The organism is Bacillus sp. NSP9.1 (assembly GCF_000465465.2).
Classification (GTDB): Bacteria; Bacillota; Bacilli; order Bacillales; family Bacillaceae; genus Bacillus; species Bacillus sonorensis_A.
Genome location: NZ_CP048273.1, coordinates 3,156,340 through 3,177,905, shown reverse-complemented (window position 1 = coordinate 3,177,905; position 21,566 = coordinate 3,156,340). Strand labels below are relative to the sequence as shown.

The 21,566-nt window shown below is 41.6% G+C and carries 20 protein-coding genes and 2 pseudogenes; 11 read left to right on the top strand and 11 right to left on the bottom strand.

Annotated features, from left to right (window positions below; genetic code table 11):
• The first annotated feature begins 46 nt into the window (after positions 1–46).
• Genes hemB through M654_RS16605 form a run of 3 tightly spaced genes read left to right on the top strand, consistent with a single transcriptional unit; the run spans position 47 to position 2,064 of the window.
• Positions 47–1,033 (top strand): porphobilinogen synthase, encoded by a 987-nt coding sequence (gene hemB, locus M654_RS16615; RefSeq protein ID WP_026587991.1) that lies wholly within the window; start codon positions 47–49, stop codon positions 1,031–1,033.
• Positions 1,030–1,257 carry a membrane protein insertion efficiency factor YidD gene (yidD, locus tag M654_RS16610; protein ID WP_026587990.1) on the top strand — a complete coding sequence of 76 codons (228 nt, stop codon included), beginning with the start codon at positions 1,030–1,032 and terminating at the stop codon, positions 1,255–1,257. Before hemB ends, yidD (M654_RS16610) begins: the two co-directional genes overlap by 4 nt.
• 12 nt (positions 1,258–1,269) lie before the next feature.
• Positions 1,270–2,064 (top strand): MBL fold metallo-hydrolase, encoded by a 795-nt coding sequence (locus M654_RS16605; RefSeq protein WP_026587989.1) that lies wholly within the window; start codon positions 1,270–1,272, stop codon positions 2,062–2,064.
• A gap of 291 nt (positions 2,065–2,355) precedes the next feature.
• Here M654_RS16605 and M654_RS16600 read toward each other — a convergent pair whose 3' ends face one another.
• Complete coding sequence (locus M654_RS16600) at positions 2,356–3,348, bottom strand: CobW family GTP-binding protein (protein WP_026587988.1); 993 nt, start codon at positions 3,346–3,348, stop codon at positions 2,356–2,358.
• A 10-nt stretch (positions 3,349–3,358) separates the two neighbouring features.
• Positions 3,359–3,751 carry a (2Fe-2S) ferredoxin domain-containing protein gene (locus M654_RS16595; protein ID WP_026587987.1) on the bottom strand — a complete coding sequence of 131 codons (393 nt, stop codon included), beginning with the start codon at positions 3,749–3,751 and terminating at the stop codon, positions 3,359–3,361.
• Between the two features lie 630 nt (positions 3,752–4,381).
• On the opposite strand from M654_RS16595, the gene M654_RS16590 reads away from it, so the two are divergent.
• Positions 4,382–5,431: an NAD(P)/FAD-dependent oxidoreductase gene (locus M654_RS16590; protein ID WP_026587986.1), complete on the top strand. Its 1,050-nt coding sequence runs from the start codon at positions 4,382–4,384 to the stop codon at positions 5,429–5,431.
• Between the two features lie 544 nt (positions 5,432–5,975).
• On the opposite strand, the gene desR is transcribed toward M654_RS16590, so the two are convergent.
• The 8 genes from desR to nikA all read right to left on the bottom strand — a co-directional run bounded on the left by desR (position 5,976) and on the right by nikA (position 14,419).
• Positions 5,976–6,575, bottom strand: a complete 600-nt coding sequence (desR, locus tag M654_RS16585; protein ID WP_026587985.1) for a two-component system response regulator DesR — start codon at positions 6,573–6,575, stop codon at positions 5,976–5,978.
• A 19-nt stretch (positions 6,576–6,594) separates the two neighbouring features.
• A complete protein-coding gene (locus tag M654_RS16580) occupies positions 6,595–7,707 on the bottom strand; it encodes a two-component sensor histidine kinase DesK (protein ID WP_026587984.1) in 1,113 nt (370 codons plus the stop codon).
• Positions 7,708–7,825: 118 nt separating this feature from the next.
• A complete protein-coding gene (gene desE / locus M654_RS16575) occupies positions 7,826–8,884 on the bottom strand; it encodes a Delta(5) desaturase DesA (RefSeq protein WP_026587983.1) in 1,059 nt (352 codons plus the stop codon).
• 445 nt (positions 8,885–9,329) lie between these two features.
• Positions 9,330–10,151, bottom strand: a complete 822-nt coding sequence (nikE, locus tag M654_RS16570) for a nickel import ATP-binding protein NikE (RefSeq protein WP_026587982.1) — start codon at positions 10,149–10,151, stop codon at positions 9,330–9,332.
• A gap of 31 nt (positions 10,152–10,182) precedes the next feature.
• On the bottom strand, positions 10,183–11,001 hold the full coding sequence (nikD, locus tag M654_RS16565; protein ID WP_026587981.1) for a nickel import ATP-binding protein NikD: 819 nt from the start codon (positions 10,999–11,001) through the stop codon (positions 10,183–10,185).
• 17 nt (positions 11,002–11,018) lie between these two features.
• Positions 11,019–11,849, bottom strand: a complete 831-nt coding sequence (gene nikC / locus M654_RS16560; protein WP_026587980.1) for a nickel ABC transporter permease subunit NikC — start codon at positions 11,847–11,849, stop codon at positions 11,019–11,021.
• Positions 11,846–12,790: a nickel ABC transporter permease subunit NikB gene (gene nikB, locus M654_RS16555; protein ID WP_026587979.1), complete on the bottom strand. Its 945-nt coding sequence runs from the start codon at positions 12,788–12,790 to the stop codon at positions 11,846–11,848. Before nikB ends, nikC begins: the two co-directional genes overlap by 4 nt.
• Positions 12,791–12,799: 9 nt before the next feature.
• Complete coding sequence (gene nikA / locus M654_RS16550) at positions 12,800–14,419, bottom strand: nickel ABC transporter substrate-binding protein (protein WP_026587978.1); 1,620 nt, start codon at positions 14,417–14,419, stop codon at positions 12,800–12,802.
• Between the two features lie 371 nt (positions 14,420–14,790).
• Here nikA and phoB point away from each other — a divergent pair, with 371 nt between their 5' ends.
• From phoB to M654_RS16525, 6 genes and pseudogenes are all read left to right on the top strand, one after another.
• Positions 14,791–16,179 (top strand): alkaline phosphatase, encoded by a 1,389-nt coding sequence (phoB, locus tag M654_RS16545; RefSeq protein WP_026587977.1) that lies wholly within the window; start codon positions 14,791–14,793, stop codon positions 16,177–16,179.
• A gap of 68 nt (positions 16,180–16,247) precedes the next feature.
• Positions 16,248–16,955, top strand: coding sequence for a DUF4352 domain-containing protein (locus M654_RS16540; RefSeq protein ID WP_026587976.1), 708 nt, complete (start codon positions 16,248–16,250; stop codon positions 16,953–16,955).
• A gap of 280 nt (positions 16,956–17,235) precedes the next feature.
• A pseudogene (locus M654_RS16535) lies at positions 17,236–17,620 on the top strand (GntP family permease); the annotation flags it as partial.
• Between the two features lie 176 nt (positions 17,621–17,796).
• The gene (locus M654_RS16530; RefSeq protein ID WP_026587974.1) at positions 17,797–18,642 is read left to right on the top strand and encodes a MerR family transcriptional regulator; all 846 of its coding nucleotides are present in this window, start codon (positions 17,797–17,799) and stop codon (positions 18,640–18,642) included.
• 82 nt (positions 18,643–18,724) lie between these two features.
• Positions 18,725–18,889, top strand: coding sequence for a hypothetical protein (locus M654_RS23625; RefSeq protein ID WP_201278478.1), 165 nt, complete (start codon positions 18,725–18,727; stop codon positions 18,887–18,889).
• Between the two features lie 25 nt (positions 18,890–18,914).
• A complete protein-coding gene (locus M654_RS16525; RefSeq protein ID WP_026587973.1) occupies positions 18,915–19,484 on the top strand; it encodes a flavin reductase family protein in 570 nt (189 codons plus the stop codon).
• A 603-nt stretch (positions 19,485–20,087) separates the two neighbouring features.
• Here the strand turns inward: M654_RS16525 and M654_RS16520 are convergent.
• Positions 20,088–20,423: an MmcQ/YjbR family DNA-binding protein gene (locus M654_RS16520; protein WP_026587972.1), complete on the bottom strand. Its 336-nt coding sequence runs from the start codon at positions 20,421–20,423 to the stop codon at positions 20,088–20,090.
• Positions 20,424–21,185: 762 nt separating this feature from the next.
• On the opposite strand from M654_RS16520, the pseudogene yidD (M654_RS16515) reads away from it, so the two are divergent.
• A pseudogene (gene yidD, locus M654_RS16515) lies at positions 21,186–21,410 on the top strand (membrane protein insertion efficiency factor YidD).
• Positions 21,411–21,566: the final 156 nt, after the last annotated feature.

Below are 21,566 nucleotides of genomic sequence, written 5' to 3'. Positions count from 1 at the left end.
CATTACGATTTAAGGTTAACTCATTTAGAAAAGTGGTGCAATAACATTGAAGCAATTTTTCACATTCTCTCGGCATCGCAGACTGCGTTCAACGCCAGGTATACGGGATTTAGTAAGAGAAAATCGGCTTTCCATTAACGATTTCATATATCCTCTGTTCGTCCAAGAGGGTATCGGGTTAAAGACAGAAGTACCTTCCATGCCAGGCGTTTATCAACTGACATTAGATTTATTAGATAAGGAAATTCAAGAATTAAAACAGCTGGGGATTCAAGCGATTCTTCTCTTCGGCATTCCGAGTTGGAAAGATGATTTGGCAACGTCTGCTTATACATCAGATGGCATTGTTCAACGAGCGGTTAGGCAAATCAAGGCTTTAGATTCTGATTTGGTCATCATAACAGACACATGTATATGTCACTATCAAACAGAAGGCCATTGCGGCATACCGGTAAACGGCAGGATTGATAATGACGTGTCTTTAGATATACATGCAAAAGTCGCCATATCTCAAGCTGAGGCAGGTGCCGATATTCTGGCGCCCTCAAGCATGATGGATGGATTTGTGACGTATATACGACATGCGCTGGATGAGTCCGGTTATCAAGACATACCGATCATGTCGTACGGTATCAAGTATGCTTCAAGCTATTATGGACCATTTCGAGATGCCACGGATAATTCGCCTGCTTTCGGTGATCGTCGAACCTATCAGATGGACCCGGCAAATCGTTTAGAAGCTTTTCGCGAGGCTCAGTCTGACCTTGAAGAGGGAGCAGATTTTATTATTATTAAACCGGGTCTTCCTTATTTAGATATCATGAGGGATATGCGAAATTCTCTCCATATTCCGCTGGTTTCATATCAAGTAAGCGGCGAATATGCGCAAATAAAAGCAGCATCGCAAAACGGCTGGATTGATGAAAAAAATACAGTATTGGAAAGCATGCTTTCTATGAAGCGGGCCGGAGCCGATCTTATCGTTACATATTTTGCAAAGGATATAGCAAGATATCTTCGGGAGGAATCATGAAACAGGCAGCGATCGCATTCATTCGATTATATCAAAAGGCGATATCACCTCTATTTCCGCCAACCTGCAGGTTTTATCCAACATGCTCCAACTATGGGCTTGAAGCGATTCAAAGGTTTGGATTTATAAAAGGCAGCTGGCTGCTCATCAAACGATTGCTGAAATGCCACCCTCTTCATCCGGGAGGCTTTGATCCTGTTCCGAGCAACAGATCAAAAAAGTGAGGGGGACTCCCTGTGAACCGGCCATATCAAATCAAATTTGACTCTTTTCGCATGATGGTTTTTTCTGATGGACAGTTTCCTGTAACAAAGGATTTTTTTCTGGCAGGGGCAAATGGTGACCGGGAAGTTGAGCGCTTTCCTGGTGAATTCGAGGTAGCGCTGAATTTTGTCTGCCTGCAAATCGGGAGTAAGCTTATTTTAATTGATACAGGGTTTGGAGAGGCAGGCGAACAGGAGTCAGGGCATTTATTAACACGCTTAGAACAATCTGGGATTCATCGTCATATGATTGATTACGTTGTTTTGTCACACAGTCATGCAGACCATACCGGAGGGCTTGTAAAAAATGAAAAACCTGCTTTTCCAAATGCCGTTCATATCATGAGTAAGAAAGAATGGTTATATGCGAAACAAACTCCTGATTCCAGACAATTCAAGGTCATAAACAAAGTACTTCCGCTTCTGACATTGATTGAAGAGGATACTGAAATATTACCGGATGTATGGCTGAAACATACACCGGGTCACACACCCGGACATCTAACTGTTGAAGTCCGTACAAATCATGGCGTATATTTGATCACGAATGATGTATTCAATATTCCACACAGCATTTCTAATACAAGTTTGCGTGTCGTACTAGAAGAAGATCCTGTACAGGGGATAACTACTAGGAATCAATTGATACAATTGGCTTGCAAGGAGCAAGCCTTCATTCATTCCTGTCATTTTCCTTACCCGGGGCTTGGTATGATTGAAAACAGAGACTCATTATATCAATGGAAACCCATTGATATTTTATCCTGACCACAGGACATATATTTGAGTAAGTACAGGAAGAGAAGTTCGTTTTTTTCATTGCCTCTCATTCATGGGATGTGTTGAATAAACAGAGCGAAGTTTCATCCTATTGAATATGGTTAAGCGGAGATGATAGCTGAGGTTAACATGTAGATAACTGAAACCATTATTTAAGATATTATATTTGCAGCCTCCCTTGAGGAAGGCTGCTATTTTGTTCGTTTTATTATAACGTCCAAGCGTAGAAGCACATATTGCTCTTGATTGATGTCAACAGTTGATCATAAATATTTAAGGCTACTTCGCTATGCAGTTTTTAAATTGCTGTTCCAATTCTTCTTTGTTTAAGTCCTTTCCAATGAAAACAAGTTCGCTTTGTCTTGTCTCGTTTTCGCTCCACTTCCGATCGGGACGTCCTGAAAACAACATATGAAGCCCTTGGAATACGATTCGATATTCTTCCCCTTTAATAGAAAGGATTCCTTTATAACGTAATAAATCTTCTCCTTTTTCCCGTACGAGATAACTCATCCAATGATCCACCTTTGCCAAGTCAAGAGGCTTCTCTTCCCGAAAAGCAATAGAAGACACTTTATCATCATGATGGTGGTGATGATGATCCTTTAGAAAATGAGGATCGATTTCAATTTTTCGATTGACGTCAAACGTATTGATTCCCAGTATATCTCTTAAATTGATCTTGCAATCTCTGGCATGCAGCCTCTTAGCCGTAGGATTAATGTTGACAAGTCTTTGCTCCAAGGATTTCAGATCGTTATTCGATACTAAATCTGTTTTATTGAGGATGATGACGTCAGCAAATGCGATTTGCTCTTGCGCTTCATCCTGATCATCCAGATGTCTGGTGACATGCTTGCTGTCTACTACCGTGACGATGCTGTCAACTTCAAATATGTCGGATAACAGTTCATCCATAAAAAAAGTCTGGGCAACGGGGGCAGGGTCAGCCAGTCCCGTTGTTTCGATTAAAACGCGATCAAATGCAACTTTCCCTTGATCCATTGAGAATACAAGAGTTCTCAGAATACGAATCAAATCTCCGCGGACCGTGCAACAGATGCAGCCGTTGTTCATTTCTAAAATTTCTTCTTCAGAATCAACGACGAGCTGATTGTCTATCCCGACTTCTCCGTACTCATTAACAATAACCGCAACCTTTTGATTGTGTTTTTCCGTAAGTATTCGATTTAAAAGTGTGGTTTTCCCGGCGCCTAAATATCCAGTGAGAATGGTGACAGGAATTTTCTTTTTAGTTAAAGGCATGATCATTCGACTCCATTTAAAATTTTTTCGATACTTTGACTACTTTTTCTTTGTCTTTTGCAACTCCGGCGATGACGTCAGATGAACGCTCGAAACGTTGGCCATCATACAAATGGCTTGCTTTTTCTTTATAATCTTCATTGGTACAAAGCGAGTCAATCAGGAGGGGGACATCCTCAGGTTTTAAATCTTTATACCAAGTTCCTTTCGGGTAGTGGATGACCACGCACTTATCTTGGCATCTGCCATTACAGCGCGTGCGCGTTGTATGAATAACATTGTCAAGCTCCCGGTCTGAGATTTCTTGCCGAATCACTTGAGTCAGTTCCTCAGCTCCGACCCGATTGCAACTGCTGCCGTTGCAAATAAAGATATGATGTTTCATATTACTTAAATCCCATGTCGCCATATGTGTCATTTCCCTCCAAATAAAACAAAATTATTACGATTTGTAATGGAGCATTTAAATGCATCAAAGCGCCGATCATAAACTGTCTTAAACATCCTCCGGCTCTTTTTGTCATTTCACAAAGATGATACAAACGAGCAGGGGATAAACCGCTCGCCAGCTTTTGCACCGATCCATAGTCAATTAAATCGTAATAATTACGATTTACAACCTATTTTATCTCTTTTCAAAGTCAAAAGCAAACAGAAGAAAAGGCTAAATTGCATGAATGAGCCGTTGATACGCTCCTATTCTTTAAGTCACACAGCATTTTCTGAAGATTGTCATGGTCTAAATCATCACCGATAAAGACGAGTGTATTGTTCATCTTTGCTCGTGTAAGATATACACATTTTCACATTGTTACAAAAGATTTATGACTTTATCGAATCTTTTTGTAATGGAGAGGTTGCAGTTTTTTTTTAAAAGCCTCACTGATGATCGGCTGCTTTGATGATTGTGTGGACCCGCAAGATCAATTTTTAATCAAAAATGGATTGTAAAAATGAACAAGTCAAAGTACACTAAATGATAATGATAATCATTTACGACATGGAGATAAGCCATGCACTATACTAGGAGTGAAGAGCGATGAACAGGAATGAAGTATATGATGTGACGGTTATCGGCGGAGGACCGGCTGGATTATATTCCGCCTTTTACAGCGGACTGCGGGGGATGAAAACAAAGATTATTGAATATCAGCCCGTGCTGGGGGGGAAGGTCCATGTTTATCCGGAAAAAATGATTTGGGATGTCGGAGGGCAAACGCCGATATCGGGAGCGAAGCTGATTGAACAGATGGTGCAGCAGGGATTAACATTTCATCCGGAAGTGCTGCTGAATGAGAAAGTGGAGTCGATTGCCCGTAATGAAGAAGGGCTGTTTGAATTACATACGGCTGCCTCAGGGGTGCATTTGTCCAAGACGGTCATCGTTGCTGTAGGCGGTGGTATCCTGAATCCGCAAAAGCTTCAGATTGAAGGGGCAGAGCGTTTTGAAGTGTCCAATCTGAATTATACGGTCAAGTCGCTGCAGCATTTTAAAGATAAAACGGTCATTGTCTCAGGCGGCGGCAATTCGGCTGTCGATTGGGCCAACGAGCTTGAGCCTGTAGCGAAGAAGGTTTACCTCGCTTACCGTAAAGAAGCGCTCAGCGGGCATGAGGCCCAGGTGGATCAGCTTCTGAACAGCTCGGTGAGCTGCTTCTTCCATACCGAGATTACCAAGCTGATCGCTTCAGATGATCATGAGGTGATCGAACGAGTCGAGCTCACAAATGCTCAAACCGGTGAGGTTATCGAGCTGCCTGTAGACGAAGTCATTATTAATCATGGATATGAACGCGACAAATCGCTGCTGGAGAACAGCCGGCTGGATATTACCCGGGTTGATGACTATTTTATCGCGGGTACCGCCAACTCTCAATCTTCGGTGCCAGGGCTGTATGCGGCTGGGGATATCCTGCATTACGACGGCAAGCTGCACCTGATCGCCGGTGCGTTTCAGGATGCGGCAAACGCAGTGAACAGCGCCAAACGCTATATTGATCCCGAAGCGCATAAGAGCGCGATGGTGTCGTCGCATAATGAGGTTTTCAAAGAGCGCAACCGCGAGCTTGTGAAGAAGATGTTCGGGTAGCCCGAAGGCACACTCAAGATAAAAACAAAAAGCAAAAGGGTGTTCGCCGGCTCTGATATTTCAGACCAAGGAACGCCCTTTGTTCGTGAGAAGGTTGAATCCTAAATATATTCATTTTAACAACCTGAACTATCCGTTAATAGAAGGAATATAGAACTCTATCCGCGGAACATAAAAGTTATGTGCGAACTTATGCCGTAGCCTCAAGAATGAAATGTGAAAAGAAGTTTAATGGATCAGTCTAAAAAAGACTTGCTGCCATACTTGTATAACAATTCTTTTTAAAAATTATTTCGTTTCATTTCTGTGCAGCCTAAACGCATAAATTGCTCCAATGAAAAATACAATTCCTTGAAATAAAAGAAAGAATTGACGGAAGTATTCAATATTTTGGGGAAGTGGTCTACTGCCGATCTCATTTAGTTGGTGGTTTTTCCTTCGTCGCCATTTACTTAGTCTCTCTAAAGTATCCATGATGTGGCAGAAATGCCGAGTTGAATAGCCAATCCACTTACCTGCTGAGGATCTTGACCAGATCCTCTTTTTATTTAAACCAGCCTTTTTCCTTAGAACGGGTAATGGCTTCGATTCGGTTTTTCACCTCCAGCTTTTCAAGAATCATTGAGATATAATTGCGGACCGTCCCGCTTTTGATGCTGAGTTCTTGGGCGATTTCTTTTGTGTTTTTTCCATCGGCTACGAGTTCGAGCACTTCTTTTTCTCTATCTGTGAGAGGGTTGGCCTCACCGTACATATCTTCCATCAATTCAGGCGCATAGATGCGCTTTCCGTTCATGACGCTGCGGATGGCGCTCACAAGCTCTTCGCTCGGGCTGTCCTTTAACAAGTAGCCTTTAACACCGGCTTTAATCGCTCGCTGAAAGTAGCCGGGGCGGGCAAAAGTGGTTAAGATAATGATGTTGCAGCCTGTATCCTTTAATTCCTCAGCAGCTTCAAGTCCCGTTTTTCCGGGCATTTCAATATCCATAATGCATACATCAGGCCGATGTTTTTTGGTGAAGTCAACGGCATCCTGCCCGGTTGTTCCTTTGCCGACGACTTTCATATCATCTTCTAAATTCAAGAGCGATCCTAATGCACCCAAGAGCATCTGCTGATCTTCCGCAATAAATATACTAATCATGCTAAGCCATCCTTTTTGTTTATTTTGAGTTATTAGGGATTGTCATGGTAAGCTTTGTGCCGTTTTTGGTATCGATGTGAAGGCTGCCGTTGGCAAACTCAAGCCGTTCTCTCATCCCGAGTAAGCCATGTCCTTTTGAAAAGTACATTTCTTCACCTTGAAACTCTCCATCGTCCGCCACTGTAATGACAACTTCCTTCCAAAGCTGCTGAATGTCAACACGGCAGGTTTTCGCCTGACTGTGTTTGACGACATTTGTGACAGCTTCCTTTAAGCACATGCTCAAAATGTTTTCATTGAGCAATGAGATATTTTCCGGCAATTTTTCTTCTTCATAGATCAACGTGATGTCAGCTGCTTCGAGAATTTGTTTGATGTTTCTGATTTCATCCTTGAGCCGGATGCCTTTCATAGAGGATACAATTTTTCTGACTTCATTTAAAGAAGTTCTCGCTGTTTGCTGAACGCTTTTTAGCTCATACGCTGCCTGATCGGGATCTTTGTAAATTAATTTTCTCGCCAAGTCGCTTTTTAAACCGATTAGAGACAGCTTTTGTCCAAGTGTATCGTGGAGGTCGCGGGCGATCCGCTGCCGTTCCTCTAATTTTACCAAATGGGCAATCCGTTCATTTGCATCTTCGAGTTTTTCTTCAAGCCGTTCGCGCTCCTTGCGGCTTCTTATACTGAATGGCAATAAAATCGCGCTGATGAGCGTGATGACCACAAAAGGAATTTGTGTCAGAAACAATTCTTTTTTTAACACGAGACTGAAGTTGCTGGCGACGGCTGCGCTTATTAAATGAATGTAATATAAAATGTGAAAAGGGACGCGTTCTCTAATGTTTCCTATAAAATATGCGATAAAAAAAGCAAAATAAATATAGCTGAACAGTGTAATCGAAGCCGTTGAAATGCCGATTAAAATAAACGCCCATAAATAAACGGCCCAGCCTTTTGAGACGAAAGCAAATCTGTAAATCGAAAAAAATAAAAGCGTCAAAATGATGCCGACGACGATCACAAACGTTGATGGTGATTGGAATATGAAGTAGAAGGGGAGGATAAAAAATATCGTCCATATATATGGCGAGATCCCGCTTAGTTTTTGAAATGTAAAATGCTTTTTAACCATGATATAACCTCATTTTCAACTTTTCGTCTTAAGAGTAACTTTACCATTGCCAGAGCCGGATTGCATCACTGAACCATAAAAAGGAAGTCTTCTTGGATATAAGAAGACCTCCTCTTCATCAGGCGTTTTTCCGCAGCTTCTGTCTTTCTATAGAATCAGGCGGAAGGTGGATCGGTATTTGTTTGATATCCCGAAATGTCACAAATTGCTTTTTCTCTTCATCCCAAAGGCGGAAGGCGAGTGATTGCAGGCTTGTTTTTAAGGTGATTGTCGGGACGTTTTTTAATGGTTCGTGCTGTTCATGAGCTGCTTCAAGTTTATAGTTGGGCACCTTTGGACTCAGATGGTGAACGTGGTGGTACCCGATATTGCCTGTCAGCCATTGAAGCAGTTTCGGAAGTTGATAAAATGAACTTCCTTCTACCGCGGCCTGAACGTAGCTCCAGTTTTCATCCGCTTCAAAATAAGAATCTTCAAATGTATGCTGAACATAAAACAGCCAAACGCCGATTGAACCGGAGATCAGAAAGATCGGACCTTGCACGAGCAAAAACGATTGCCAGCCAAAGATGACACAGCACAGAGCAGCCAAAGCCGCGATTGCAAGGTTCGTCAGGTATGTGTTCACACGCTCTTTCCGTCTGGCGCCTTTTTTGTTAAAACGGTTTGTAATCAGAAAAACATAAATCGGTCCGAGAATAAACATGATAAACGGATTTCTATAAAGTCTGTATGCGATTTTTGTGTGGAGAGGCGCGGCTTTATATTCGTTTACCGTCAACATCCAGATGTCACCCGTCCCGCGTTTGTCAAGGTTGCTGCTGGTCGCATGATGAATCGAATGGCTGTGCTGCCATTGAAGGTATGGGAATAGCGTCAGAACGCCTGTCAAAAAACCAAGCATATGGTTATAACGCTTTTGTTTGAAAAAGGAGAGATGGCAGCAGTCGTGAAAAATAATGAAAATTCTCGTCAAAAACCCCGCGGCAATCACTGTTAATCCTAAAGTAAGGAGATAGGAGACATCGAGGCTGAGATAGGCAAGAAACCACAGTCCAAAGTAAGGGACAAACGTATTGAAGAGCTGAATCAGACTTTTTTTGTTATCAGGCAGAGCAAAAGCAGCAACTTGTTTTGTCAGCTGTTTTTGCTTATGGGCGATGGTTTGTTCAGTCATAGTAAAGTATCCTCTCATTGATGTGTCTCGCTTAAGTATACGCCTAAGAGACACATACTTTGTAGTAGCACACATCATGCTTCATACATGACACTTGTCATATACAGTTCCTTCGATATGTGTTGAATACCGCCCTGTCAACTCGCACTTTGATGCTGAGTCACAGGTTTAGTATCCCTGAAAGCTGTTTTTTAAAGGGAATTTTGGCGGGAAAGTGTTCAGGGGAAAATATGAAAAATAATATGAGCCACCTTTCTAAAAGTGGCTCATATTTGGGTTGAAAACACTCAGTAGAAACCTGATGATCAGGTAACAAAAGATCAAACAGCGCAACGGAAAAAAAGCACCACTTGATCAAACAGAAGGGAAAGCACAGGGGAATATAGCAGGGCCGGTTCGCTGTAACACCCCCAATCATTCGCGGGGCCTTAAGCTAAGTAACCAACTATTGTTGCATCGTCTTTGTTCCTATCGAACGAAAGCGCGGGTGTTCTGCAAGTATGGAACTTTTCATCTTTTTTACAGCTGGATGATCTGACGAAAAAAACTGATGTTTGGACTCGTAAAGCTCAACTAATTTGCCTTTATCCAATACAGCTAGTGTGTCACTCAATTGATAAGCGGCTTTCAAATCATGCGTAATAAAAAAATACGATAACCCAAAATCGTCTTTGAGCTCTTTTAACAAATCTAATATGAGCGTTTGGGTCACCATGTCCAGACTGCTGACTGATTCGTCTAATACGATCAGCTTCGGTTTGAGCGAGATGGCTCTTGCGATATTGATCCGCTGCAATTGACCGCCGCTGAATTGGTGTGGGTATTTTGTTAAATCCTTTTCACTCAAGCCGACTCGTTCCAGCAGCTCGATAATGGTTCGCCTTTGCTCTGAGATGGTGAGAGTTTCATAGTTTTCTAATGGTTCTGCAATAATCCGTTCCGCCGTCATTCGCGGATTGACGGCCGAGTATGAATCCTGAAAGACGGCTTGAAGGTCGCGGCGAATTTTGCGGCGGATCGATTGATCTGCTTGATATACATCATGGCCTTGGAAAAGGATTTGACCTGATTGCGGCCGCTCTAAACCAAGCAGCACTCTTCCCAATGTACTCTTACCAGCCCCGCTTGGCCCAATCATGCCTAAGCATGTGCCCTTCTCAATCGAAAAGCTGACATCGGAAAGGACTTGTTTAGACTGAAATTTCCATTTGAACAATGAACGCTCCGCATAACGATGAGTGACTTCCTTCACTTGTAATAAACTCACTTGTTCACCCCATTAAAATGCCGATCTTTTGTTAAATTGACCCAATAGCAATTGGCAAGGTCATACGTGCATTTAACAGCTTCTTTGTATAGTCATGCTTTGGTGCATCAAACAGCTGAAACACATCTGCTTTTTCTACGATTCTTCCATACTGCATCACAGCGACTTCATCTGCCATTTCAGCAATGACTCCTAAATCATGAGATATGAGCAAAATCGCTGTTCCAAATTTAGAACGCATGTCGTTTAAATGTTTCAGCACTGTCTTTTGATTATTCACGTCCAGTGCAGTGGTGGGCTCATCCGCTATGAGAATGGCTGGATGCATGCATACAGCGATTGCAATCATAACCCGTTGAAGCATTCCCCCGCTTAATTGAAAAGGATAAGATTTTAAAAGCTTAAGAGGAGCGGGTAAGTTCATATCATGCAATGCTTCGATTGCAAGCTCTTTTGCCTGTTTCTTTGTGAGTGACGTATGGGAGCGAATCGTTTCGATCATTTGCTGACCAATCGTGAAAACGGGTGTGAAAGCGTTCATCGGATTTTGCATAATGTAGGCAATATCTTTGCCGCGGATTTTACGCATATCCTTATCTGTTAATCCGTTCAGTTCTCGACCTTGTAATCCGATACTTCCTTCCACCTTGGTTGTTTTTTGATCGTGTATTTGAAGAATAGACATGCTTGTGACCGTTTTTCCACATCCGCTCTCGCCAATCAGACCGAAGACTTGGCCGCGCTTCAGGTCGAAATTGATGTCTTGCACGAGGGTAGAAGCGCCTTTTGGCGTTTTGGTCTGGACATGTAAATCTCTCACTTTCAGCACCGGTGATTGTTCTGTTCCCAACTTCCTCATTCCTTTTATTATCGACGTTTGATTCCGTATTTTTCTGATAAGGTTTCGCCCAATAAATTGAACGTCACAACGACAATCATGATCATCATCCCTGGATAAATCATCAACTCAGGATTCGTCCGAATATACGATTTACCTTCATGAATCATCGCTCCCCATTCAGCCGCCGGAGGCTGAACCCCCAATCCAAGAAACGACATAGCGGATATATCCATAATCGCCCAGCCCATCTCCAATGTACCCATAACGACGAGAGGGGGGAGCACATTGGGAATGATATGGTTTTTAATAATCTTCCACTGCGAAGATCCGTTGATTTTTGCAGCCGCAATAAAGTTCTTCTCTTTCAGACTTAGCACCATTCCTCTAAAGATTCTTGCATAATAGACCCATTGCACAAGGATGAGGGCAAGAATGACTTGAGGAAGTCCAGGTCCGAATATGCCCACAAGACCAAGAACTAAAATTAAGTTCGGAAAAGCCATCACACCATCACAAAGTCTCATTAACAGCTGATCAATCCAGCCGCCTTTATACCCTGAAATCGTACCGACAATGAGACCGATAACCAGGGAGGAAATAAAAATGAGCATCGCAAACCCCAGAGAAATCCGTGCGCCATACAAAAGGCGGGATAAGTTGCATCTTCCTAAATGATCGGTTCCTAAAGGAAACGTCCAGGACGGAGGCTGCAGCTTATAAGCCAAATGAACAGCAACTGGGTTATGCGGCGCAATCCAGGGGGCAAATACAGCGATGATAAACAGAATGGATAATATGATGATACATGCCGTTATCACGTTTTGACCTTTGTATATTCTGCGTATGCTTGTGATCATCGATGCTGTCCTTCTTTCCTCGAAATGCGCGGATCAATATACATTTGAATCAGATCAACGATTAAGCTGCTCAATATAAATAAGGTAGCTGCTATGAACACATAACATTGAATGACAGGGATGTCGCGATTGAAAATCGCCTCAATAAAATAGCGGCCAAAGCCAGGCCAAGAAAAAACCACCTCAACAATAATGGTTCCGGTAAGCAGCTTCCCAAGATTCATTCCCAGTCCTGTAATCATCGGAGAAATGGCCATTCTCAACACATGCTTGGCCAATATGTGTTGATTCTTCAGTCCTCTGATTCGTGCGAATTGTACATATGGTTCTTGCAAGTTTTCAATCACGCTGGCGCGCAAAAGCCTTGTATACATCGCAATTAAAGGAAGCGCCAACGTCATTGACGGCAGTACGAGGTGCTGCCAAGTCCCAATTCCCTCTACCGGAAAAAGATCTAATTGAACAGAAAAGAAAAAAACCAACATATACCCTAACCAAAAGGTCGGAATGGATGCTCCGAAAAAGGAAATGAAGCGACTGATATGATCAATTGCCCCATTTCTTTTGATTCCCGCAAAGAAGCCGAGAGGGACACTGACAAGCACCGCGATCAATAAACTCCCAAGCGCAAGCTCGATCGTTGCTGGTATTCTGAGTGCAACCTCGTCCCAAACCGGCTGATTCGAAACATAAGATATGCCAAAATCGAATTGGCATATCTTCAAAATAGAGTTGACATATTGAATAAAGAATGGTTGATCTAGGCCAAACTCATGCCTTTTTTGCGCTAAAATTTCATCGGTTGGCTGAATATGCGCTGCGGCTAAATACGCTTCAGCTGGGTCAACAGGTGAGAGATGAATCATTCCAGTTGTCAAAAGCGCAGCTAAAAGAAACACTGGAATAATGGATATGATTCGTTTCAATATATAGTTGACCATAAAAGCCTCCTACTGCTTAATGCGAATACCTGTAAACGGATGTTCGTCACGGTTAGCAGGGAAAGTAAAGTTGGTGATATTCTTTTGATAGATCGCTGTCTTTTTAATATAAGAGATCGGAACGATGGCTCCTTGTTCTTGAAGAGATTTTAAAATAGATGAATAAAGCTCTTGCCGCTCTTTTTCATCAGTTGTTTGAGGGACCTTTGACATCTGCTTCAATAACTCCTCTTTGTTTGGATAGGCTGAGATCGCTTCATTAAATCCAAATCCTTTTGACGCGACAATGTTTAAAAATGTATGCGGGTCATAAGGCGCACCATAGTTGCTAAAGAAGTTCATATCAAACTCATTCGCTTTAAACCGTTTTACTTGAGTTGCCAATTCTACTCCTTCAAGATTCAACTTTACCCCGATCGCTGCCCATTCTGCTTGCAGGGTTTCTGCCATTGTTTTTTGAATGGATTCTGCTGAATCATACATTAAACTAAATTCAAGCGGCTTTCCGTCTTTCTCACGCACCGTCTTTCCGTTCGAAAGCTTCCAGCCTGCAGCATCTAACAGCTCTTTCGCTTTTTCAATATCATATTTTACTGGTTTTACATCAATATCAGACGTGTATGGGAAGGTTGTCGGCAAAATATAATCTGCTTTTTCTTCTAACCCTGAGGTGATACCTTCGACCATGGCGTCTTTATTAAAACCATAATGAAGGGCTTGGCGCACCCGTTCATCTGAAAGCTGTTCTTTTTTCGTATTCATGACAAGCTGTCTCGTCGCCACTGGTTCAGAAAGGGTTGTTTCATATTTACCTGTCGATTGCAGCTGCTTGTATGCATCCAAACTGATGACGCCTTCACCGTAAATGAGGTCCAGTTCACCTTTTTCAAATGCCAGCACCCTTGTTTCTGCGTCTGGGATGACTTTCACCTTGATTTTCTCGACTTTTGGCTTTTCGCCCCAATAATGTTCATTGCGTTTAAAAACCGCATATTCATCAGCTTTATACTCTTCCAATACCCATGGACCCGTTCCCACCGGTTTTTCGACACCTTTTGATGTATCGCCATCCTTAGGGAATCCAGCTTCTCCTAAAAACCGAACCGGCCGAACAACTGCCAGCTCCTGAATGGTTGGGTAATATGGTTCAGTCAGCGTCAATTGAAATGTATGATCATCGATCACTTCCGTTTGAGCTATTTTTGTGATAAACCCCAACCAGCTGTGCAGCTCTGTATGTTTTAAAATGGAATCAACATTCCTTTTCACGATTTTTGCATTAAACGCTGTTCCATCTGAAAATTTGACATCCTTACGCAAATGAAACGTATACACTTTGCCGTCATCAGATATATCCCATGATTCTGCTAAATGCGGTTTAAGCTTTCCGCCCGCTTCATAAGTGACCAAAGGTTCATATACCATCGACTGGGCAAACAATTGAGAAGGATTATAGACATGGGGATTCAGTTCGCCTATATCTCTTGGCCAAGCCATTGTGATCATATTGTTATGATCTTTCGTCTCTGTTGAATTTTCTGCGTTTGTACATCCAGCTAATAAGATTGAAAAGACGAGTATCGATAAGAAAGTAATTTTAATTTTCAAACTAATCCTTCCGCTAAACATGCATAGTTTCCTCCTGAATGATGTTGATAATCATTTTCATTTTAAGGAGGAAGCATATTCTTGTCAATGTAAGAATATAGACATTTGGTTTCTAGCAAAACATTTAAAGATCCTGTTTTAGATTTTTAAATTTCCTGCATGAAGACAGAGTTAGGTTTGGATGTAAAAAAGAAGACATTTCGTTTACATGAAAGTGATAGAGAATGGAAGGTCAGAATTCGCAAACCACCATCCCGCTTCCTTTACATAATTTGTCCGCGTTTCTCATCTTGTAAATCCAATCTTTATAAACGATTAATATGAACTTAATACTTTAAAAATATAATAGGGTTGTCACCCTGAGATTCATATATTTTTAGGAGGTTATCCAGTTGAAAAAATTCCCGAAGAAATTACTGCCTATCGCGGTTTTATCATCTATTGCGTTCAGCAGCTTAGCAAGCGGCAGTGTGCTTGAAGCCAGCGCTCAAGAAAAGAAGAAGGGGAAGCAAAATGACATTAAAAATGTCATCGTTCTAATCGGTGATGGCATGGGTGTGTCGTATACATCCGCTTATCGCTACTTAAAGGATAATAAAAAGACAAAGGCTGTGGAGCCTACGGCTTTTGACCAATATCTTGTCGGCCAGCAAACGACTTACCCCGAAGACCCTGAGCAAAATGTGACGGATTCTGCAGCTGCGGCAACGGCCATGTCTGCGGGAATTAAAACATACAATAACGCCATTGCGGTGGATAACGACGGGTCAGAGGCCAAAACCGTTCTTGAAGCGGCAAAAGAAAAAGGGAAATCAACAGGACTTGTGGCCACTTCAGAAATTACACATGCCACTCCGGCTTCTTTCGGTTCACATGACCACAGCCGGAAAAATATGAACGCAATTGCCGATGATTATTTTGATGAAATGGTAAACGGCAAGCACAAAATCGATGTCCTTTTAGGCGGTGGAAAAAGCAATTTTGACCGTAAGGACCGCAATTTGATCAAGGAATTCAAAAAAGCGGGATACAGCTATGTGGATAACCGCAAGGACATGCTGAAAAATAAAGACAGCCAAGTTCTCGGCCTATTCGCTGACGGCGGCCTGCCTAAAAAAATGGATCGCACGAAGGATATTCCTTCATTAAAAGATATGACAAACACAGCGATTAAAAAATTAAGCAAGGATAAAGACGGATTCTTCCTTATGATTGAAGGCAGCCAGATTGACTGGGCGGGCCATGACAATGATATTGTCGGCGCGATGAGTGAAATGGAAGACTTCGAACAAGCTTATAAGGCGGCTATTGAGTTCGCCAAAAAAGACAAGCATACATTGGTTGTCGCAACAGCTGACCACTCAACCGGCGGATACTCCATCGGTGCAGACGGCATCTACAACTGGTTCAGTGAACCGATTAAAGCCGCAAAGCGCACGCCTGACTTTATGGCAGAAAAAATCGCCGGCGGTGCGGATGTGGAAAAAACATTAAAGACATATATTGATCAAAAAAAGTTAGCCTTAACGAAAGGGGAAATTCAATCGGTTGAAGAAGCAGCCAAATCGAAGAAAGTGCTTGATATCGACAATGCGATTGAAGACATTTTCAACAAGCGCTCTCACACCGGTTGGACAACGAGCGGACATACAGGTGAAGATGTTCCTGTCTATGCATACGGACCGTCAAGCGAGACATTTGCCGGGCAAATCGATAACACTGAAATCGCCAAAAATGTTTTTGATGCTTTACAATACAAAATCAAGATTAACGATAAGTAAGAGAATACAAGGTGTCCCGTTGCTTGTATGAAGTGACGGGATCTCTATTTTGAATGGAGGCCATTAAGGTGAGAAAGGCTCTTTTCATCTTTTTTTCGATCATGATGCTTGCCGGCTGCTCATCAAACGCCGGCCATAACAATACAGGCGGCGGCCAAACAGCAGAAGTCAAAACGCAGAACGTTTCAGCTCAAGCAGACAGGCAAATAAATGAGTACCAGCCTAATCCGCAAGTTACAGATGACAGGTCTTTAGAAAAGGTTAATCAAACATTTGCTGATGACAAAGGTGAAGCCGTTTTAAAAGATATCAAAAACGTGAACAAAACATATGACATCGGAGCAATCGAATTAACCGTAAGAAACATGAAGCTGATTCACCTACGTCCGGATTACAGCATGATTGATTATTTTCACGTGTTGACACATGATGAGGAGTTTGATTTCGTTAAGGTTTTCGTTGAAATCAAAAACAAGTCTTCTGAGAAAGTGAATTTTGCACCAATTGCATTACTGAAAACAAACACAGGTGAAACCTTTGATTGGCAAAAGGATATTTACCTTGAGGAGTTAAATGGAGAATTAGAAGGCGGCGCTGCAAAAGCCGGAAACTTAGGTTTTATCGTTAACACAGCAAGCGGACACGGGCATCACAAGGAAGCAGAAGACAACAAGAAGACAAAGGATTTGAAGTGGATCGAGATCACCACGAGTGACGTTTTTGATAAAAACCACAAGAAAATCAGTGATTCGCAAAAAATTAAAATTGAGTTTTAATGACGGCCTCCCGTGTATGTACGGGAGGTTTTTTAGCGGCTTCCGACGAATAAGGGGCTCGAGAGAGGGCTTGGTGACCGGATTGCTTTTATTGCCGTCCCGGGAAGGAGATGAGAAAAGCTCTAAAAAAGAGCTTTCTTTTTTTCCGTAAAAGCGGAAAAATCCGCCTGGCCGGAATCGTTGTTGCTCATGTTCCCTGAAAATATGGGAGGCTGAAATGGAGTTTTGGCAACTGGCACGGAACTTGCACGATAATATGGCGGAAAGGGAGGGGATGTTTGTGGACATGATCATTACTCTTTTGGCGGTGGGGTTGCTGATGTTTTTCGTCTATCGGGGATTTGTCGTCATCTTGTTTGCTCCGATTGGTGCTTTATTTGCTGTGCTGTTGACAGATCCAAGCTTTACACTTCCTTTTTCTAACAGTATTTATGGAAAAGATGGCGGGTTTTTTAAGCTGTACTTTCCGGTATTTCTGCTTGGCGCTATTTTCGGGAAGGTCGTCGAGATTTCCGGTTTGGTTGCGTCGATTGCGAAGACCATTGTCAGGCTGGTCGCTATCGTATTGATGGGTGCGATTTTAACGTAAAGCGGAGTCAGCCTGTTTGATGTCGTCTTTGCTGTATATCCTTTTTACGAAAAATCTGTTCAAAGAAGCCGATATTTCCTGAGCGGCTCATACAATCGTGATGAGACAGGAAAGATCATGTCTTCGTGGATATGTTCAACATAGAACAAAATGAAGATCGTCTTAGACAGGTTTTTTCTCAAGGTCGTTCAGTTAGGATTTTGAAGGTAATCGTATATAGTGGAAGAAAGAATAAAAGAAAGGGTGGGATTGATGAAGGAATATTTTTCAATTGGGGAAACAGCCCGTCTAAATCACATTTCCATTCAAACATTGCGCTATTATGATAAGATCGGAATTTTCAAGCCTCAATGTACAGACCGGGATAATGGCTATCGATATTACCATGTTAAACAGTTCTTTTATTTGGATATTATAAAATATCTCAAATCTATTAAAACGCCTTTGGAAGAAATTAAGCGCATGATCTCATATACATGTACCCCTGAACTGATGCAAACCTTTCTTGAAGAGCAAGAAAGCGTGATTGAGCGTGAAATGGAAAGACTCGAACGTGCCAGGCAATTGCTTCAAAGAAGAAAGAATCAGCTTCACGAACAATTGGAGATACGCACTAAAAAAGAAGAAGGTCTGGTTTATGTTCGGCATATAGAAGGCCAAACCATTTTAAAAGCAGCGACACCTCAAGTGAATCCTCATAATCAATCAGATTGGTATTACCGCAAACTGGCTGAAGTCCTTGAAGAAAGAGGAGATATGGTTGATAACTATTATGGACTGATTTATGATTTAAAGCCTTATAAAAATTCCGGTGATATTTATTGCAACAGTGTTTATACGACGATTTATGATGGAGTAAAGATAGATACAGACGAACAAAATATTGGGATAGATACGATCCCGTCCGGTGAATATGTATGTATTTCATTTGATTGCTCTTCAACAAATTATTTTTCATACTATCAAAAACTGTACCATTTTATTGAATCTCACGGCATTCAAACGGATGGAAAAGTATATCAAGTTTCTTTTCCAAACAGCTATAACTCATTAAAAGAAGAAGACTTCCTCACAGAATTTAGAGTGCTGAAAAAATAACGAACCCCTTGACCCTATAGTTGCTATAGGGTTTATTATTTATGCATCTTCTCGTGAATATTGGAAAGGAAGGATGTGTAAGATGACAGAAAATAAGACGCTTCGGTTACTCACGCCGCAATGGCAAGTCGGAAACAACCCGCCGGGAGTCCATTTGTTAAACTGGCTTGCAGCTAAAACGAACGGTCCATTTGAAGAAGAACATGTCGATGTTGATGCGAGCCTCTCAAATTTTAATAAAAAATGAATCTAAAACAAAAGGAGCGATGAAGATGAGAGCACCGATCGATGAACCAATTTGGTACGCCTACCCCGGCATGGTAGCTGTCGTTACGGCTCAATATAAAGGTGAAAAAAACGCAATGGCCTCCGGGTGGCATACGTATATCGGATCTTCTCCCGGAATGTATGGGGTATCAGTAAACAAAGAGACATATACCTACAAATTGATTGAGAAAAGCGGTGTTTTCGGTGTGAATTTTCTTCCGGGAAGATGCTCGGGATTAATTCAAGCATTAGGCACCCATAGCGGCAGAGATATCAATAAGTTTGCAGCATTTCATATTCAATACGAAGAAGGACGAAGAGCTGAGATACCGATTTTAACTGATACGTATTTTGCTTATGAGTGTAAAGTACACAGTGTTTCCACTTTAGGGGATCAAGAGTGGATTGTGGGAGAAGTTTTACAGAGATATCAAGATAAAGAGCTTTTCTTAAGAAATGGAATGCCAAATTTAGAGAAACTGGATATTCCGCTTCATATTGGAGGGTCTAGCTATCGCATATTAAATAGTGAAGCAGAGGAACATCAACACGCATTTTATCCCGAAACTAACTGAGACATGCAGGTTCCTCCACATTTATTGTTACATGGCATAAAGCCGCTATGGCTTGGGTTCATCTCACACGGTCCAAATGAATTCTATCTTCTCAGACAAATGATTCGTAAGAGGAAACATCAAAATAAAACATCAATGATGTATGGACAGTGGATTTTGCTGGAAATCCATTGACATATACTAAGCAAAAAAGAGACCCGAAGACCGCCAAGCTTCTTCAAGAAAGCTTGGCGGTCTTTTGATATTTATGTTCCCTCACCATGGAAAGATGCTCCTATCATGTCCTCACAAAATGAAGAGTGCTTGAGCCTATAGTTGTTCACCTACAATCAAAGTGAGGAAAAAGTGTTTGAAGGTGAGTTATCTGTATAATTAAGCGTTAAAAAAACTCCGGCACAGAAGTTTTCATCATGTTTTGAAATGGGCTGACTTTTGAGTTCTTATATGTCAGGGCTCTACAGAGGTATTTTATATAAACACAATGATATACAAAAAGGAACTCATCAGAGGTTCCTTTTCTTTATAAACAACTCGGTCAATCCCTAAGGGGAGTTCATTAATACCTAGAGACGTTATCGATTTAATGCAATAAATAAATGTGTATCAGATACGTGCCTTTGGCTTAGTCAATTCAAAACTATGCTGCACCATATCATGAAGATCATCCTCTGGGAGATCACCATCTAATATGATGGTATTCCAGTGCTCTTTATTCATATGATACCCAGGCTTCACCTCTTTAAATATGCCGCGGAGAAAATGAGCGCGATGAGGTTCACATTTAAGATTTACGCATAAGTGGCCATCAAGATTAAAGATAAGAGCAAACAACTTTTTATTACCGTTGTGACGCATCGCAGTCCATCCTTCACCAAAAGGGTGGTCTTTATAAGTATCTGAATAAGACAGGCAGTACTCGATTATTTCAGCTTTCGTCATAAATAGGACACCTCCATTCTTTGTAAAATTCACATTGTGTAAGAACGGCTGCAAAGAATATGAATATCCAAAAAGATATAGGCTTCTTCTATACAACTTGATCTTAGAGGAATGCCAAGTGTTCCAATTATTCATTATTCCTTTTAGTCCAATCTGAAATTTGTTCTAACCTTTGTTTGAATTTCACTTCAGAGCCTTGTGTTGTCGGGTGATCATATTCACGCACAATCAAGGAATCCGGCATCGCCTGCCTTGTTGTTCAGATATTGCATTGAATTTCTTCATATTATTTTACCACAACCAGTAAATATCTAAACGAGAGCAGACACAGAGGATAGTATAGTGACGAGAGATGAGATGGAGGCTCTTCATTGAAGGTTTCTGCTCAGTGTCCAAAAAATGAACAAAGAAACTGATCTGCTAACATGATCTCCCGCTACTCTTCTTTATTTCCCCGAAAAAGAGATCTTGTCAAGTGAAGAATCTCACGAGAAAAACCACTTTTCTGAATCATGCAGATGTAACGTTCATATCAACAAGAAAAGCTTTTTTTGGTCACAATTTTGACAAAAGCGATAGCTCGTTGGAGTCATGTTATCTTCTATTTTTTATTCTAAACATTTACTTTAACCGATTAATATGGTGACCTGTCGGCTGACGAAAGATCAGCGGCAGTGCCGGGTGCGGATCTGATTGTTACATATTTTGCAAAGGATATAGCAAAATTTCTTCGGGAGGAATCATGAAACGGGCAGCGAAGTATTGATTCGATTCTATCAAAAGGCGATATCACCTCTTTTCCCACCAACTTGCAGATTTTATCTAACATGTTCCAACTACGGTCTTGAAGCGATTCAAAGGTTTGGGTTTATCAAAGGCAGTTATCTGCTCATCAAATGATTACTGAAATGCCACCCTCTTCATCCGGGAGGCTTTGATCCTGTTCCAAGCAAAACAGATAAAAAAAGTGAAGGAAATTCAAATTAAATAGGATTTAACTTTTTTCGAACGTTTTTACTTGCGGGGCAGGCAGGGGAAGTTGACCGCTTTCCTGAAGAATACCTGCACATTCAGGGAAGTAATTGAAAAGCTGCATAAAGATGACCGGGTGTATGTTTCAGCAATACACCCGGTCATCTAATT